General features: G+C 46.2%; 12 protein-coding genes, 1 rRNA gene and 1 other annotated feature (1 of these 14 cut by a window edge). All 13 genes read left to right on the forward strand.

What is annotated here, in order from left to right:
- Nucleotides 1-461: a sequence feature (23S ribosomal RNA rRNA prediction is too short), on the forward strand (it extends 1,064 nt beyond the left edge of the window).
- Nucleotides 462-567: 106 nt separating this feature from the next.
- The 13 genes from rrf (at nucleotide 568) to murJ (ending at nucleotide 15,890) form a co-directional block, all read left to right on the forward strand.
- Nucleotides 568-684, forward strand: a 5S ribosomal RNA gene (gene rrf / locus BQ7117_RS03995).
- A 302-nt stretch (nucleotides 685-986) separates the two neighbouring features.
- Nucleotides 987-3,050: a prealbumin-like fold domain-containing protein gene (locus tag BQ7117_RS04000; RefSeq protein ID WP_143273970.1), complete on the forward strand. Its 2,064-nt coding sequence runs from the start codon at nucleotides 987-989 to the stop codon at nucleotides 3,048-3,050.
- A gap of 317 nt (nucleotides 3,051-3,367) precedes the next feature.
- The gene (brnQ, locus tag BQ7117_RS04005) at nucleotides 3,368-4,717 is read left to right on the forward strand and encodes a branched-chain amino acid transport system II carrier protein (RefSeq protein ID WP_073996304.1); all 1,350 of its coding nucleotides are present in this window, start codon (nucleotides 3,368-3,370) and stop codon (nucleotides 4,715-4,717) included.
- Nucleotides 4,718-4,893: 176 nt separating this feature from the next.
- Nucleotides 4,894-6,447: a hypothetical protein gene (locus BQ7117_RS07740; protein WP_073996305.1), complete on the forward strand. Its 1,554-nt coding sequence runs from the start codon at nucleotides 4,894-4,896 to the stop codon at nucleotides 6,445-6,447.
- A complete protein-coding gene (locus BQ7117_RS04015) occupies nucleotides 6,447-7,487 on the forward strand; it encodes an HAD-IIA family hydrolase (RefSeq protein WP_073996306.1) in 1,041 nt (346 codons plus the stop codon). Before BQ7117_RS07740 ends, BQ7117_RS04015 begins: the two co-directional genes overlap by 1 nt.
- A 142-nt stretch (nucleotides 7,488-7,629) precedes the next feature.
- On the forward strand, nucleotides 7,630-7,785 hold the full coding sequence (locus tag BQ7117_RS07695) for a hypothetical protein (RefSeq protein WP_154662964.1): 156 nt from the start codon (nucleotides 7,630-7,632) through the stop codon (nucleotides 7,783-7,785).
- A 1-nt stretch (nucleotide 7,786) separates the two neighbouring features.
- Entirely contained in the window at nucleotides 7,787-8,641 is an 855-nt protein-coding gene (locus BQ7117_RS04020; RefSeq protein ID WP_073996308.1) for a TlyA family RNA methyltransferase, read from the forward strand.
- Nucleotides 8,638-9,603, forward strand: coding sequence for an NAD kinase (locus BQ7117_RS04025; RefSeq protein WP_073996309.1), 966 nt, complete (start codon nucleotides 8,638-8,640; stop codon nucleotides 9,601-9,603). The genes BQ7117_RS04020 and BQ7117_RS04025 overlap by 4 nt, the downstream gene beginning before the upstream one ends.
- Complete coding sequence (recN, locus tag BQ7117_RS04030; protein WP_073996310.1) at nucleotides 9,600-11,291, forward strand: DNA repair protein RecN; 1,692 nt, start codon at nucleotides 9,600-9,602, stop codon at nucleotides 11,289-11,291. The genes BQ7117_RS04025 and recN overlap by 4 nt, the downstream gene beginning before the upstream one ends.
- Before the next feature lie 22 nt (nucleotides 11,292-11,313).
- Entirely contained in the window at nucleotides 11,314-12,489 is a 1,176-nt protein-coding gene (gene steA, locus BQ7117_RS04035; protein ID WP_084790056.1) for a putative cytokinetic ring protein SteA, read from the forward strand.
- A gap of 9 nt (nucleotides 12,490-12,498) precedes the next feature.
- Nucleotides 12,499-13,485 (forward strand): copper transporter, encoded by a 987-nt coding sequence (locus BQ7117_RS04040; protein WP_073996312.1) that lies wholly within the window; start codon nucleotides 12,499-12,501, stop codon nucleotides 13,483-13,485.
- The gene (locus BQ7117_RS04045) at nucleotides 13,482-14,321 is read left to right on the forward strand and encodes a hypothetical protein (protein ID WP_073996314.1); all 840 of its coding nucleotides are present in this window, start codon (nucleotides 13,482-13,484) and stop codon (nucleotides 14,319-14,321) included. Before BQ7117_RS04040 ends, BQ7117_RS04045 begins: the two co-directional genes overlap by 4 nt.
- A 3-nt stretch (nucleotides 14,322-14,324) precedes the next feature.
- Nucleotides 14,325-15,890 carry a murein biosynthesis integral membrane protein MurJ gene (murJ, locus tag BQ7117_RS04050; RefSeq protein WP_237563086.1) on the forward strand — a complete coding sequence of 522 codons (1,566 nt, stop codon included), beginning with the start codon at nucleotides 14,325-14,327 and terminating at the stop codon, nucleotides 15,888-15,890.
- Nucleotides 15,891-15,918: the final 28 nt, after the last annotated feature.

Raw genomic sequence — 15,918 nt, forward strand, 5'->3', positions numbered from 1 at the left:
CCCCGGGGATAACAGGCTGATCCTGCCCAAGAGTTCATATCGACGGCATGGTTTGGCACCTCGATGTCGGCTCGTCGCATCCTGGGGCTGGAGTAGGTCCCAAGGGTTGGGCTGTTCGCCCATTAAAGCGGCACGCGAGCTGGGTTCAGAACGTCGTGAGACAGTTCGGTCCCTATCCTCTGCGCGCGTTAGAAACTTGTGGAGGGCTGTCCCTAGTACGAGAGGACCGGGACGGACGAACCTCTGGTGTGCCAGTTGTACCGCCAGGTGCATGGCTGGTTTGCTACGTTCGGTAAGGATAACCGCTGAAAGCATCTAAGTGGGAAGCCTGCTCCGAGATAAGGTTTCGATAACCCTTTAGGGTTGGGAGGTCCCCTATAGACTATAGGGTTGATAGGCTAGAAGTGGACAGGCCGAGAGGTCTGGAGCTGACTAGTACTAATGACCGATCACTTACCAACAAATCTATAAAAGTTTTATTTAATGTTTCGCATCCACTATACAATTCCCGGCCACCAACCAAAAAAAGAGGATTCTTTTCAGAAAGAGTGGCTATCCAACCGTTTTGGCGGTGGCAATAGTGCCAGGGAAACGCCCGGTCCCATTCCGAACCCGGAAGCTAAGCCTGGTAACGCTGATGGTACTGCACTCGAGAGAGCGTGGGAGAGTAAGAAACCGCCGCCATTCAAACCAATAAACAGAACGGGGCTCCAAACAAATGGAGCCCCGTTCCCACACCCCAAAAAGAAATTTTACGGATTATGATTTCTAGATAGCACCCGGTTAGGGTGCTTATTTTTATTAGTTGAATTTGGGCCTTAGTATATTACCTATTTACTAGGTATTTTGTGTTTATAGAGTAAGTTTATTTCGCCAGTAAAGTTGGGCAGTGTTAAAAAGTATTTAATTTTTAGTTTTTATTTTACAGCTTTCGCAAAGTTCTATTTTTTGTTAATTCTTTTTGTTAGGCTGGAGCCGATAATGATATGACAAGAGAAAGATTCTACAAAGCTATGCAGAAATCACGTATCTTCGCTACCCGAGTAGGAGCATTTTTCCTTTTCCTTGCTCTGGTATTTTCTGTTTCAATTTTTGGTATCGCTACGAAAGCCAGCGGAGAAGACAACTCCACAAAAAACCTTTCCGCTATCGTAGATAAAGATAAAACTTATGTTGATAAGCGTAGCTCCATAGCGAGCAATGGATATGCGGGAACTATGTATTTTGCTTTGTTGCATGATCCAGAAAAAAACGGCCTGAGCATTAAAGATGGCGATAGCGTAAATATCGGTTTAATTGCAAAAGATCCGAATTTAAATTTTTTGCGTTTCAGTAATAAATTTGATGATATAAAAACGATTAAAGACAGTGCCAGCGGGCAGCTGCTTGCCGATGTACGTAATTCGAACAACATCATCTACTTTACTTTTAAAGATATAGATTTACCTTTTAAAGCGAAAGGCGAGGTAAGTCTTTACGTTTCTAGTTATAACGCGAAAAAATATTTTGAAGAGCATCCCGAAAAAGAGCAAGTGGAATTCAGCTATGAAATACAGATAAATGGGGTGCCAACTGGAAAAATTTATAATTTCGTCCTAAAGAAAGAAAAGCCTACTTTACCTAGTAGTTTTGATCCAGAAAAATCAGCTGGAGGTTATTCGGAGGATAAAGATAAGGATGCGCCAGGGCGTGGAACTATTTACTACGAAATTCACGCCTCTAGTAAATTGCGGCAAAATAACGAAATAGTTATTTATGATATGCCGGATGTAAATTTAGCCCTTGACTGGAATAAGGGCGTAACAGTGTATTTTGCTGCGCAGCCTGGAAGTAAAGCTGGTAACTCAGTGTATATCTTTAATCAAGGGAAAGCTAAGGAAAAATGCCGTTCCTATGCGGGAGATGCAGATTGCGCCCTCTATAATTTTAAAGAGGAAAACACTGATCCTGATAAAACGACCGAGATGTTTTTCTATGATGTGTACTACGTGACGGAAAAGCCAGTTTCGAAAGTGGCCTCTCGTTTACCTGGTTTTGAAGAAAAAAGTCTTATTTTCCCGCGGAAAAATGTGGTTGATAATTCTCAAGAAGTTAAAAGCCAGGGCATGGTAGTAGCTCCGAAGGATATCTTATTGGAAAAGCCTGCGGGCAGTGAACTAACCGAGGTAGAAAAGCAAAAAATTGCTGCAGCAGGAGGCTTACATAAGACGGTAGGGAAAGGCTTTAAACTGCGGATTAAGAATCACCGCAATGCAGCTTTCCCCGCTGGCGGCGGCAATATTGTATTAGCTTTCAATATGCGTGTGATGAATGATTCCTTAGAACTTTCTGATAAAGGGAATCCGCTCTACCACAATACTTTTTCGTATTACGGGCAAGAAATTCCCAACTGTTTACCAACTGATGAAAACTGCACTCCTATAAAGGTAGAGCGTACAGATCCGAAGATGGTAAAAGGGAAAACTGTGAAAGCAGAACTTTCTGTGCCACAAATTACGGCGGAAACTGATAAGTATCAGTCGTTGAATTTTACAAAGAAAAATGCACAAGGTGAACCTTTAGCAGGAGCAAAATTTAGTATTTATAAAGCTACTAAAGAAGGGGAGCGAGGAGAACTAGCTGAAACGAAAGATGGAGTGAAGCTGGAAAATCTGGTGACAAACGCAGATGGAAAGCTCTGTTTAGCAGGTAAAAGCACTCCATTAGATATAAAGATTCTACGTGGGAATTATGTGCTAGTTGAAATAGAGGCTCCGAAGGGATATCAACTTCCGAAAGAGAGCGATACTTTAATTTCAGTGCAAGTGGCGAAGAAAGAATTCTCCATAACAAACGAAATTGAGCCTGCTCCTACGCCGCAACCTGATCCGGAACCGGCACCGCAGCCTGAGCCTGCTCCTACACCGCAGCCTGCTCCGAAACCAGTACCGGAAGTGAAAGAGATGCCGCAGACCGGTAGTAAAGTACTTTTGGTGGGTGGAATTGCTGGGTTGTGCCTCCTGCTAGGAGTGGTGGCAGCGCAGAAAACGAAAGGAAATCGCCGTAAATAGCGAGCCTTTGTAAATAAAATCGATAATCCCCAGGCATTTTCTTTGATGCCTGGGGGTTATTTTTATATGGTCGGTAACCTACACAAATAGGTGAAATATATAAACTTTACTTATATCACATTCTGTAGGAAATTTGCTAGGAAAGTATTTCAGCAAGTAGACTAAAGACTTCTTTATAAAATTTTCCGTATCTAGGTAAAGTTGCACTTACAGCGGCTATTTACAAAGGGTGCGGAGTATTTATAAAGAATAATGTAAATGATACCGTCGCGAAGCGTAAAAGGCGTTTTCTAGATTGTATTGCAAAGGAGGGTTACATGCGTATGCCAAAAACCGTTGTGGTTGGTTTTGCTTTATTTGCTATGTTTTTTGGAGCGGGAAATCTAATTTTCCCCGTAATGATTGGAGCCGATGCGGGACTAAATGTTCTGCCTACTACTATTGGTTTCCTAATTACCGGCGTAGCCCTTCCCGTGCTAGGCATGCTGGTGGTGTCTACTGCTTCTGATAAAGAATTAGAAGGAGGCGGGATACCTTCCCGAATCGGAAAAACGCCTGGTCTTATATTTACTTTAGCTATTTTTCTCTCTACCGGTATGCTTTATGCTGTGCCGCGTGTGGCTACTGTGACGCACGAAATGGCAGTAATGCCTTTCATAAAAGATGCTCCAGGTAGCGATTCTTTGAAGCTTTTCCTTTTCACAGCAGTATTTTTTGCAATCGTTACTTACTTTATTTTCACTCCGTCTCGCGTAGTAGAAAGAGTGGGTGGCTATCTTACTCCAGCTCTGTTGATATTCTTAGCGCTGCTGATAATCGTCACCTTATTTAGTTCTTCTGCTTCATTGCCGAATCCATCCGAAAAGTATGCTAGTGCTCCAGTAGTCACCGGTATAATCGATGGTTACTTTACAATGGACGCTCTTGCCTCTTTCGTATTCGGCTTCATAATAATTTCCGAACTCAAAGAGCGTGGCTATATAGCACGCAAAGATCGAGTACGCGGAATGCTGCAAGCTGGTCTGATTGCCGGTGGCTGTTTAGCTTTGGTATACGTAGGGCTTTCTGCGGTAGGTACGCGAAAGGCGGGTGCCGGATTTGAAAATGGTGCAGAGCTATTGGCTGCAGTAGCTGGAGAGCGCTTCGGAGCTGCTGGGCAACTCATCTTCTCGCTGATTGTATTCTTAGCTTGTTTGACTACCGCCATTGGTCTGCTTAGCTCTTCGACTGAGTACTTCTCGAAGTTACTGCCAAAAGTAAATAAGAATGTGCTAATCGTAGTGCAAATATTGGTGTCTATGGCCTTGGCGAATTTGGGATTGAATATGATTCTGAAGGTAGTAGCTCCGCTCAATCAGCTCATCTATCCGATAGCAATAGTGATAATAGTGCTTTCGCTGCTCGGGCTGGCCTTGCCTTTCCGCTTGAATGTAGCTTATAAAGCAGGAGCAGCGGTAGCGGCAGTATTTGCTCTTCTGGAGGCGCTCTACTTGGCTTGGCCAGATGCATTTACATCACTGCGCATTTTCTTGGATCATTTCCCAGCTGGGCAGATTCAGATGGGCTGGTTAGTGCCAAGCGTAGTAGCTTTGCTAATCGGCATTGCAGTTGATTATGTACGGCGCTCTGCGGAAGCTCCGCAGGCAAAAGCGGAAGTGACTGCATAATTTACATAACTTAATTACTGCATAGCTTAGATGAGCGGGGGCAGCTTTCTGAAGAAAGCTGCCCCCGTTTGATTTCACAATGCATTATGTGGAGATATGAGTAGCATTGCGGGTAGGCTGAGCAGAGTAGAGAGGCGGTAATGCCTCAGTTTTTGAAAATTTAATCGCGAGGAATAATGTCTGATAATCATCGTCATTCTGATCATGCTGAAAAGAAGTCAGCTGGCCAATATAACAAGAAATCAGCTTGGCGCTCTGCAGCCGGCAATTCTCGAAAAGGTGGCCCGCAGCGGTCCGCCCCAAATGGCCGTGGACATTTTTGGAGTAGCGACGAAGACGGGCGCAGCGAGCAAAAACGCGGTAACCGGTACGGAAATAAAGATAATCGGCGTTTTGAGCGAGATTCGCGAGATAGTAATCGAGATAGTAGCGGCGCCGGCAGATTTGCAAATAAACGCCGGGGAAACTGGCGGGATAATGATAGCTCGCGCGGGAGTTGGGGCGATAGTAAAGAGTCCCGAGGGAGCTGGCAGCGCAATAGAGGCAGAAATGGCGATAATTTCTCCGAGCGTTCTGAATATAATAAAAATTCCCGGGGGAACTGGCGGGATAATGATAACTCGCGTAGGAATTGGCGCGATAGCAAAGACTCGCGCGGCTATCAAAATAAATACCAAAAAGAGGGAAGTTTTTCGCGGCGCGATGGCAGCTATCAGAATAGTCGTTTCGCGAATACGGAGGATAATTATCGGGCAGAGCGGCGTAATGAAAGAGATAATCCGCGTCGGCGTCTTTTAGCTGAAATCCCTGAATCTATTACTCCGGAGACTCTCGATAAAAGAACGCGCAAACATTTGCGCAGCCTTACACCCGATAACGCCGACATAGTTGCTCGGCACTTGGCATATGCAGGAGAGATGCTAGATTTAGATCCAGAAGTGGCCTATCAGCACACCAAAATAGCTTTTCAGCGGGCAGCCCGCATTGATGTAGTACGAGAAGCCTTGGGGTTGGCGGCCTATGCTACTGGGCGTTATGGAGAAGCATTAAAAGAGTTGCGTACTTATCGTAGAATGAGTGACGACTATGAACACGTGGCGATGGAAGCAGATGCGGAGCGCGGTTTAGGAAGAGCCGAAAAAGCCTTGCGTTTTATTAGTAATATTCCTTTGCAAAAACTCGATATGGTAGCAAAAATTGAGCTGGCCATTGTAACCTCCGGAGCTCGCGGTGATTTGGGTGATGCTGCGGGTGGTTTATCCGTATTGGAAAAAATTATTGTAGAGAATTTGCCTGCTGAGTTAGCTGCTCGGGTGCAGAGTGTAAAAGCGGATCGTTTAGAAGAGTTGGGTCGCTTAGAAGAAGCGCAAGAGCTGCGTAAGGAGTATTTGCCGATACTGCAGGGGGAAAATGCTGATACCGACTATTTATTTGATTTAGATGAAATTTTGGATGACGAAGCATTTGTAGATGCAGAGTTAGCAGATGAAGAATTAGTGCCCCCGGAGTTGCAGGCGGATTTGGCTGCGGAAGCGGAAATAGATACTGAAGTTGAAGCGGAGGCGGAAGCTGAAACAGATACGAATGTAGAAGCTGAAGTTGATACCGAACCCGAAGTAGTTGTGGAAACAGATACTGAAGTGACTATCGAAGTTGCAGATTCTGTAGATTCTGTAGATTCTGCCGACGCTGCAGATTCTGCTGATACAGATAAGGAGTTAGAGGAGTAGTGGCCTATTTACTCGATTGCCCGCAGCCATTAGCGGTTTATTATGATGCCTTACTCCTGGATTTAGATGGGGTCTGCTATAGAGGAAAATCAGCTATTGACCATGCGCCGGCGTCTTTGGAAAAAGCGGTAGCAGGTGGCACAGAACTTAGATTTATTACTAATAACTCGGCCCGCCCGCCTGCAGTAGTAGCCGCACATTTGAATGAAATAGGTATCGCTGCTAAAGAAGAGCAAGTAATAAATTCTGCTCTTACCACCGCGGAGCAGATACGTGCCCACTATGCACCGGGTAGCAAATTATATGTAATCGGTGGGCTGGGCGTTCGGGAAGCTTTGCAAGATGCCGGATATGAACTAGTGGATTCGGCTGCCGATGATCCGGTAGCGGTAGTGCAAGGTCTGAGTGAAACTGCTTCCTGGGTAGAGCTGTCGGAGGCCGTATTAGCTATTAAAGCTGGTGCGAAGCATTTTGCTACTAATTTAGATGCTACTTTACCGCGTGAACGGGGAGAGATGATTGGTAATGGATCCCTCGTAGCGGCAGTTACCAATGCTACTGGTAGTGAGCCGATAGTCTCTGGAAAACCGAATTCTTTTATGTATGAGTATGCAGTTAGGAAAATATCTGCGCGGCGCCCGCTTGCTGTGGGAGATAGATTAGATACCGATATTATTGGCGCGAATAGAGCAGGCTATGCTTCTTTACATGTATTGACGGGAGTATCTAGCGTCCGAGATATTATGCAGGCCACTCCGCTGGAACGCCCTAGTTTCCTCGGTATTGATCTACAAGATTTACATATGCCGATGCCAAAGGTAGAGAAGAAAGCGACAACCTGGGAGTGTGCTGGCCACAGTGCAGAAGTAAAAGCGGGGAATTTAGAAATAGATGGAGTAATTTACCACGCTGAAAATTCGCCAGTAATAAATTTGGAGCAGTATCGTGCCGCTACCTGCGCAGTTTGGGATTATATAGATAACATAAGCGCAGATAAGCAAATTGCTTTGCCAGATTTCCACGTACAACGTTCGGCATAAGTAGATACATAATCGCTATAAAAGACGGGAAGGAAAATTCGGCTACACCTAAAATCTATGTGTAATAGAAACTAAAGTATCTATATAGAGAAAATATGTATAGATAAAAGATGGAGTAGGGAAGTAAAGGTAGGAAAAGAAATTGATACCGGAAAAAGAGGCAGCTAAGCCTGCTCCACCTCTGGATGCTGCAGAGGCTTTAGAAAAAATTTCTGAGTTAAGTGCCGATGAACAGGTAGAGATGTTGGAAGCGGTGCATCTGGAACTTACAAAACGCTTGAATCGGGCGCGTATCTAGTATGGGGCGGTTGATACGAGTTGATGCAGAATTAGTACGCCGCGGTTTAGCTCGCTCGCGCGCTGCTGCTGCCGAACTCATTCAAGAGCAAAAAGTGTTTTTAGCGGGACTCCCCGTCACTAAACCTTCTCGGCAAATGGATCCTGCACAACCCTTAGTCGTAAAAAATGCGGATGCTACCCCTTATGCTTCCCGCGGCGCCTATAAGCTTATTGGTGCTTTAGATGCCTTAGGGGTAGCAGGTCCGCAGATTTCCGGAATTCGTGCTTTAGATGCTGGCGCTTCTACCGGTGGTTTTACTGATGTGCTTTTACGCCGGGGCGCTGCTTCAGTAGTAGCCGTAGATGTAGGTTATGGGCAGATAGCTTGGCGTTTACGGGAAGATACCCGGGTAGAAGTGATTGAACGTATGAATATACGCAATCTCGATCCGCAGCTCGTAGCTCCAGCTCCTCAGCTAGTAGTAGGAGATTTATCTTTTATTTCTCTCACCTTAGTGATTCCCCCTTTAATAGCTGCTGCGAGTGAGACTGCCGATTTTTTACTTATGGTCAAACCACAGTTTGAAGTAGGGAGAGAAAATATCGGCGCCGGTGGCGTGGTTCGAGATACTAAATTACATTACCAAGCTGTGGAAAAAGTAGCAGAACATGCCACTGCTCAGGGTTTAGAAGTGCTGGCAGCAGTGCCTTCCCCGCTTCCGGGCCCCAAAGGTAATGTGGAGTACTTCCTGCATATGAAAAAAACTGGAAAAACTGCGAGTAAGCAAGCAATTCATGGCATGATTGAAGGAGCAATTCTGGCTGGCCCGGCTAACTCAGCTGGGATAAAAGCGGGGGAAGGAGAATCGAAGTGACTCGCTCTATCGCTCTGCTTACGCACGCATATCGCTTGGATATAAAAGAATCGGTGGCTGCATTCCGGAAAGGGATGCAGGATATCGGATTCGATGTGAAAATGGTGGATGATGGCGATGATATAAGCGGAGCAGAACTGTTGGTAGTATTCGGAGGCGATGGTACGATACTGCGAGCTGCAGAAATAGCGCGGGGGCGCGAGCTACCTATTTTAGGGATAAATTATGGGCATGTAGGATTTTTAGCAGAAGCCGACCCCAGCTCTATTCGGGAAGTAGCCGCTGCCTTAAAAGAGCGAAATTGGAGCGTTGAAAAGCGCATGACCATAGACATTACGGTTGCGCTTCCAGATGGTTCGCTAATATCAGGCTGGGCATTAAATGAAGTATCGGTAGAAAAAGAAGCTTCTTGCCGAATGATTGAGACTGACTTAGCGGTAGATGGGCGAGGCCTTTCTTCTTTTAAAGCCGACGGAGTACTTTTTTCTACCCCGACTGGCTCCACTGCGTATAATTTTTCTGCTGGAGGCCCCATTGTTTGGCCAGATGTAGAAGCGATTCTTATGGTGCCGATTGCGGCGCACGCTCTTTTTACGCGCCCCATGGTGGTGGGAATAAATTCCGAGTTGAAAATGCATATTCGTTCTGAATTGGCAGACGTCTGGTGTGATGGACGGCGTTTGATTCCAGTGCCAGCGGATTCGATAGTAACTGCCCGATATGGGAAAGAGCCGGTGCTACTAGCGAGAGTAAATGATGCTCCTTTTTCGGAGCGTTTAGTGGCAAAATTTAATTTGCCAGTAGCTGGATGGCGCAGTTGGCAACCGCCGGTCATTCCCACTCCGGCCCAAACTTCTCCTAAAATTTCTTCCCAAACTGCGAAACAGATTTCTAAAGCGGTACCTAACTCTCCGGAAACTGCTGCAGCTGCGATTTCTGAGATAGGAAAAAGAAAACCGTGATTGAAGAAATTACTATCCGTAATTTAGGAGTTATTGCGCAAGCACATTTAGATTTGCGGGCAGGGATGACGGCTATTACCGGAGAAACGGGAGCCGGAAAGACCATGGCTTTAACTTCTCTACATCTTTTATTGGGTGGGAAAGCGGATATTTCCAAAATTCGCACGGGAGCTGAAGAAGCTTTTGTAGAAGGAATATTTAGCGTAGCTCCAGATTCTCCAGCTATCGAAATAGTAGAAAAAGCAGGCGGGGAAGTAGAAAAAACTGCAGAGCAAGCCGTGATAATTACGGCTCGAAAATTACTGCGTACCGGGCGATCGCGAGCCTATGCAGGAGGAGTCTCCGTACCTGCTACTTTACTTGCCGAGTTAGCAGCAGAATTATTTACCGTGCATGGGCAATCTGACCAGATGCGTTTAGTAAAATCGAGTGCACATTTATTCGCCCTCGATACTTATGCGGGCTTAAAAACCAAGCCGGTGTGGCAGCAATATATGCAGGTCTGGGAGGAGTATCTACGGCTGCAGCAAGAATTAAAAACGGCGCAAACGGCTAGTAAAGATATCGGGAGCGAAAAAATAGCTTTGACTGCGCTATTAGAAAGAATAGAAAAAGTCGCACCCCAAGTCGGTGAAGATGAAGCACTCAAACAAGAAGCAATGCGTCTGCAAAATACCGAAGTGCTGCGCTCTTCGCTCAATAATGCCCGCCTACTTTTAGATGGAAATACTGGGCAAATAGGAGCCTTAGAACTATTAGATAAGGCCGCTAGCGAACTCGAATATACTGGCGATACTGAGATTGGGAAAATGGCCGCCGCGCTACGGAACACTTCAGAATCAGCTGCCGAAATTCTGAACCAAACTGGCGAAATTCTAGAATCTTTACAAGCCGATCCGCAGCATTTAGATGAAATTTATGCACGCCGAGCTGAATTACGGGATCTACAGCAAGAATTGAGCATGAATATTCCGGAAATCCTAGCGAAAAAAAGTAAAGCGGAGCAAAGATTAGCTAGCTTAGCAGATCCGCAAGCCTACCTAGATGAACTCACCACCCGCACTAATTCCCAGCAGGAACTGGTAGAAAAATATGGGCAGGAAATTTCGGAAATTCGCCAGCGGCAAGCGCAGCTATTGAGTAAGGCGGTCACTGCGGAGCTGCAGGAGCTCGCTATGAAAGATGCGCGATTGGAAATTACTGTGCAGCCGGTGCTTCCCAATAGTACAGGCTGCGACAGCGTGGAATTTTTATTGATGCCACATAAGGGAGCTACCCCGGGGCCGCTCAGTCAGATAGCTTCGGGAGGAGAATTATCCCGCATAATGCTGGCATTAGAAGTAGTACTAGCTGGTGCGCAAGAAATAATAGATCATACTTTTATTTTTGATGAGATAGATGCCGGTATAGGAGGCAAAGCCGCTCTCGCGGTAGGGAAACGTTTAGCGCAGTTAGCAGAAAAATCACAAGTATTGGTGGTTACTCATCTTCCGCAGGTAGCGTCTTGGGCCGGGTGTCAGATTGTAGTAGAAAAAATAAATCCGCGCGCCGGTATTACTGAGGTAAGGGAAGTAAAGGGAGAAGCTCGGGAAAAAGAATTGGCGCGGATGCTTTCTGGGCATAGTGATTCTACAGCGGCACGTATTCACGCCGCAGAATTATTAAAAGACGCAGGTACAGAGGTGTAGAACTGTGATACTCGAGAAATTGCTGGAAAAATTGCGAAAAAAAGATTCCGAAATTGTGTTGCAAGATGCGGAGGGGATAGCTCGGGTAGATAAGCGCACCAAAAATCTTACAAAGCGCTTAAAAGCAGGGGAAATTGCCGTAATTGACCATACTGATATAGATCGAGTGTCGGCAGAGGCATTAGTGGAATGCCGACCAGCTGCAGTCTTAAATGCTGCTCCTTCCACTTCTGGGCGCTATCCGAATCTCGGCCCCAGTATTCTCCTGGAAGCGGGTATTCCTTTAATTGATAACCTGGGCGAGGAAATTATGGGTATCCCCGAAGGTACAATAATTTCTTTTGCGCCGGGCGGAAAAATTTATAGAGATGGGGAATTGATAGCCACTGGCGTGGAACAGAATGAAGAATTGAATGCTGCGGATTTGGCGCGGGCCCGGGCCGGAATGAAAGATCAGTTTAAAGCTTTCGCTGCTAACACCATGGAATATATGGAAAAAGAGCAGGATCTTATTCTAGGCGGCGTAGGTGTACCAGAAATTGCTACTTCACTGGTAGATAAGCACGTGCTTATTGTAGTGCGCGGATATCGCTACAAGGAAGATTTAATAGCGCTCGCCCACTATATCCGAGAGTATCGACCGGTAATTATGGGAGTAGATGGCGGTGCAGATGCGGTACTTGAAGCTGGTTATACTCCCGATATTATTATTGGGGATATGGATTCGGTGTCTGATTCGGCGCTGCGCTGCGGGGCGGAAATTATTGTACATGCGTACCGAAATGGGAAAGCTCCCGGTCAGCAGCGTGTGCAAGAATTAGGGTTGGATTATGTAGTATTTCCGGCCGCCGGTACCTCAGAAGATATTGCGATGCTGCTAGCTGATGCAAAAGGGGCAGAATTAATCGTAGCAGTAGGCACCCATTCCACTTTGATTGAATACCTAGATAAAGGCCGCGCCGGAATGGCCTCTACTTTTTTGACTAGGCTTCAGGTTGGGGCGAAATTAATAGATGCAAAAGGCGTATCTCAGCTCTATCACTATCGCATATCGAATCTGCAGATATTTATTTTAGTGCTGGCAGGTTTTCTCGCGATTGGGGCAGCCGTAATTGTTACTCCCATGGGGCAGATTCTCTTAGACTTAATACGTGTATGGATATCAGATATTTTCCATTGGTTACAAGGAATATTTTAGGCGGTAAAGATGATTGATTTTCGCTACCATATTGTTTCTCTAGTTGCCGTATTTCTTGCTCTAGCCACGGGTATAATTCTCGGGGCTGGCCCGCTGCAAGGATCAATAGGCAACGCTCTCTCCGGAGAAGTCAGTAGTTTGCGAAAAGATAATACTGCCTTGAAGGCGGAAATAGGCGAGTTGAAAAAAATAAATGAGCAAGAGGAATCCGCCATTGCCGATATGGCTCCGGAGCTAAGTAAAGGCACACTTACTGGCCGTAATACTACCGTAATTGTATTTCCGGATACTCCCAAAGAATATCTAGAAGATACTAAAGAATCTTTAGAGGGAGCGGGAGCGAGTATAAATGGCATTATCGAAATCTATCCAACTTGGACGGATAAAAATAAAGAGACAATGCGCACGCAGTTAGCTGCTTCGTTAACACCTTTAATAGCGGCGGATATGAAATCCTCTGAAGTAAATTCATTACTTGCAGCAGCTTTGAATCAATTAGCTCGCGGAGGCAAAGCAACTGGTAATAATGCGGAAATTGGGAAAATTCTCGCCGATAGTAAAGATCCGCTTTTGAAAATTTCGACTGGCTGCGATAAACCAGCTGAAAGTATTATTTTCCTTTCGCCGGATATACCGGATACTCCTGCCCCTGATAATGAGCCGACAAATCCAGATAAGGTAGCACAGCTTGATTATGATGCAAAAACTTATGCAGCTTTGGTGGCAGCGATAGGGGAAAAAGGGCCAACTGTGCTGGCCGGTAACGCTAATTCACAGCATGATTTAGTAATCGTAGTGCGCACGAATAATAATAAAGTTTCTACCGTAGATTCTTTACATCGAGCGATTGGAAAAGCTAATATTCCGCTCGCATTAGCGGCTGAATTTACTGATAAAACGGTGCGTTATGGTCTAGGGGATACCGCTTCATATGTGATTGGCCCGCGCATAGTAGTACCGGCGGGAGTATTACCGAGTGCAGGAGCTAGTCAGTGAATAAAAATGCCGTAAAAGCTGCTGCTGGTGCCATACTCGGCTATGGGGGTGCGCGCAGTATTTATCCGTTATTAAGCAGCTCTACTTGGGAAAAAACTTCTTTTCAAGGTACTCCGGTATCTTTGCGTGCCGGTTTCGCGGCGGCGAGTGCGCTCGGCAGTGGTTTAGTGGTTATACTTCCAGTTCCACCTGTGCGAGCAGCCTTGATGATGACGGCGGCGGGAAGTTTTGCCGGCTGGTTAGATGATCAATATGAAGATAAATTTTCCACGCAAGGGAAAGGTCTTGCTGGGCATTTGCGGGCGCTTCGAGAAGGGAAAATAACTTCGGGTGTAGTAAAAATAGCTGTTATCGGAGCGGGAGCCACAGTAGGAAGTATACGGCTGCTTTCGGAGCAGAAAATAGGGAAAAAATCTCTAGGAGAATTTCTGGCTAATGCGCTGCTGCTAGCGGGCAGTGCGAATTTGATAAATTTATTTGATTTGCGCCCCGGGCGTGCTCTAAAAGTGGTCACTTTGTTGGCTTTGCCGGGACTGCGTCTACCAGGAAGTGCGTCTGGGATTGCCGGAGCATTGCTCACCGCTTCTGCTTTAAGTTTGCCGGCTGATTTGCGCGGAGAAACTATGCTGGGTGATTTAGGCGCGAATGCGCTGGGGGGAGCTCTTGGGGTGCTGTTGGCGCTGCCAGTATCTTTTCCGCAAAAATTATTTCGAGCTGGATGCGTCACCTCTCTAATCATGCTTTCGGAAAAAATTTCTTTTTCGCGTTGTATAGAGAAGAATGCTTTGCTTTCTGCCCTTGATAATTGGGGGCGCCCCGAGCGAAAGAATAAATAAGTGATGCAGCGATTTTTTGGTAAAGCAGCTGGGGCAGCCGGAATAATTGCGTTACTTACTTTGCTTTCCCGGCTCGCGGGATTGATAAGAAAATTAGCGCAATCGTGGGCTGTTTCCGATAGCGCGGTAGCTGCCGCTTACGATACTGCTAATACGCTGCCAAATATACTTTTCGAAGTAGCGGCTGGTGGAATGCTTGCCGGAGCAGTTATACCGCTGATTTCTAGATATATAGCGCAAGGAGATTATAATTCCCTACGCCAGAGCGCTTCAGCTCTCTTTACCTGGATACTATTGGCCGGAACTACGGTAGCACTGGCGGTAATTATCGGGGCTCCGCAGTTGGCGCAGCTCCTTTTCGGGGCTGATACGAGCCCGCATGTTTTAGTTCTGGCGGCGGCTCTCTTACGAATGTTTGCCCTACAGATTCCACTTTATGGATTATCGGTGGTATGCACCGGAGTGTTGCACGCGCACAAAAAATTTACTTTGCCAGCTTTAGCTCCGCTACTTTCCTCGCTGGTAGTAATAGCGGTATTTAGTTTTTATGCTTATCGAATTGGTCCGGAGGTGCCACCGGAGCAAGTACCGCACAATGCACTCTTATTACTCGGCTGGGGTACTACCGCGGGGGTAGCTGCTTTTTCACTTCCACAGCTAATTCCGGTGCAGAAAATAGTGAAATTGCGTTTCACCTTGCACTTTCCTCCTGGCGCCGCGCGAATGGCTTTCCGCCTGGGATTAGCCGGCTTAGGGGCGCTACTTGCGCAGCAATTAGCGATTTTAACTATTATGTACACCGCTAATACGGCCGGAGGGGTGGGGGCATACAGTGCCTTTAGCTATGCGTATGTGATCTTTATGGTGCCTTATGCAGTATTGGCAGTACCAGTAGCCACGGTAGCTTTTCCCCGTATTTCATTGGCGGTACAAAAAAATTCGCAGCGAGAATTGCTAAATTTAGTAGCGCGCTCTACTCGCCTAGTACTCGCGATGGGAATGATATCGGCAGCTTTAATTATTGCTTTAGCACGGCCGGCGAAAATTGTGCTGGAAGTGGGGCGGGATATTGCAGGATTAGAGCAAGCTTTGGTGGCCCTAGCTATCGGAGTGATTGGATTTTCTTTGCTTTATCACGGAGCCCGCATACTTTATGCGCTGGAGGAAGGAAAAAAGGTAATTCTTATTAACTCTTTAGCTTGGGGCGGGGTGTGTTTATTAGTAGTCTTGGGAAAAATTTTCGGCATAGCGGGGCGGATTCCTACTCTCCAAGCTATCGGAGTAGCTATGAGTGTGGGATTAAGCGGGGGAGCTTTTCTAGTTATTTTTACGCTCCGCCGGCTGCTGGGAGAAAAAGCAATAACGGGGTTGAGGAGAATCTTTGCCAGTGAATTGCTGCTTCTAGTGCCGGCTACGATTTTGGGGTGGCAATTCACGCACTACCTATTAGAAATGGGGAATAATTCGGAGATTTCTGCTTTTCTCGCTGCGGGAATAGTTGGAATCCTACTGTTAGCTGCCGGCGCTGTTCCCTACTTTTTTCTTGAGCGCTGCAAGAAAGAAAAATAAATATCGAAAATCGGAAGATAAATAATAA

It is taken from the genome of Arcanobacterium urinimassiliense, assembly GCF_900119495.1.
In the GTDB taxonomy this organism is placed as follows: Bacteria; Actinomycetota; Actinomycetes; order Actinomycetales; family Actinomycetaceae; genus Arcanobacterium_A; species Arcanobacterium_A urinimassiliense.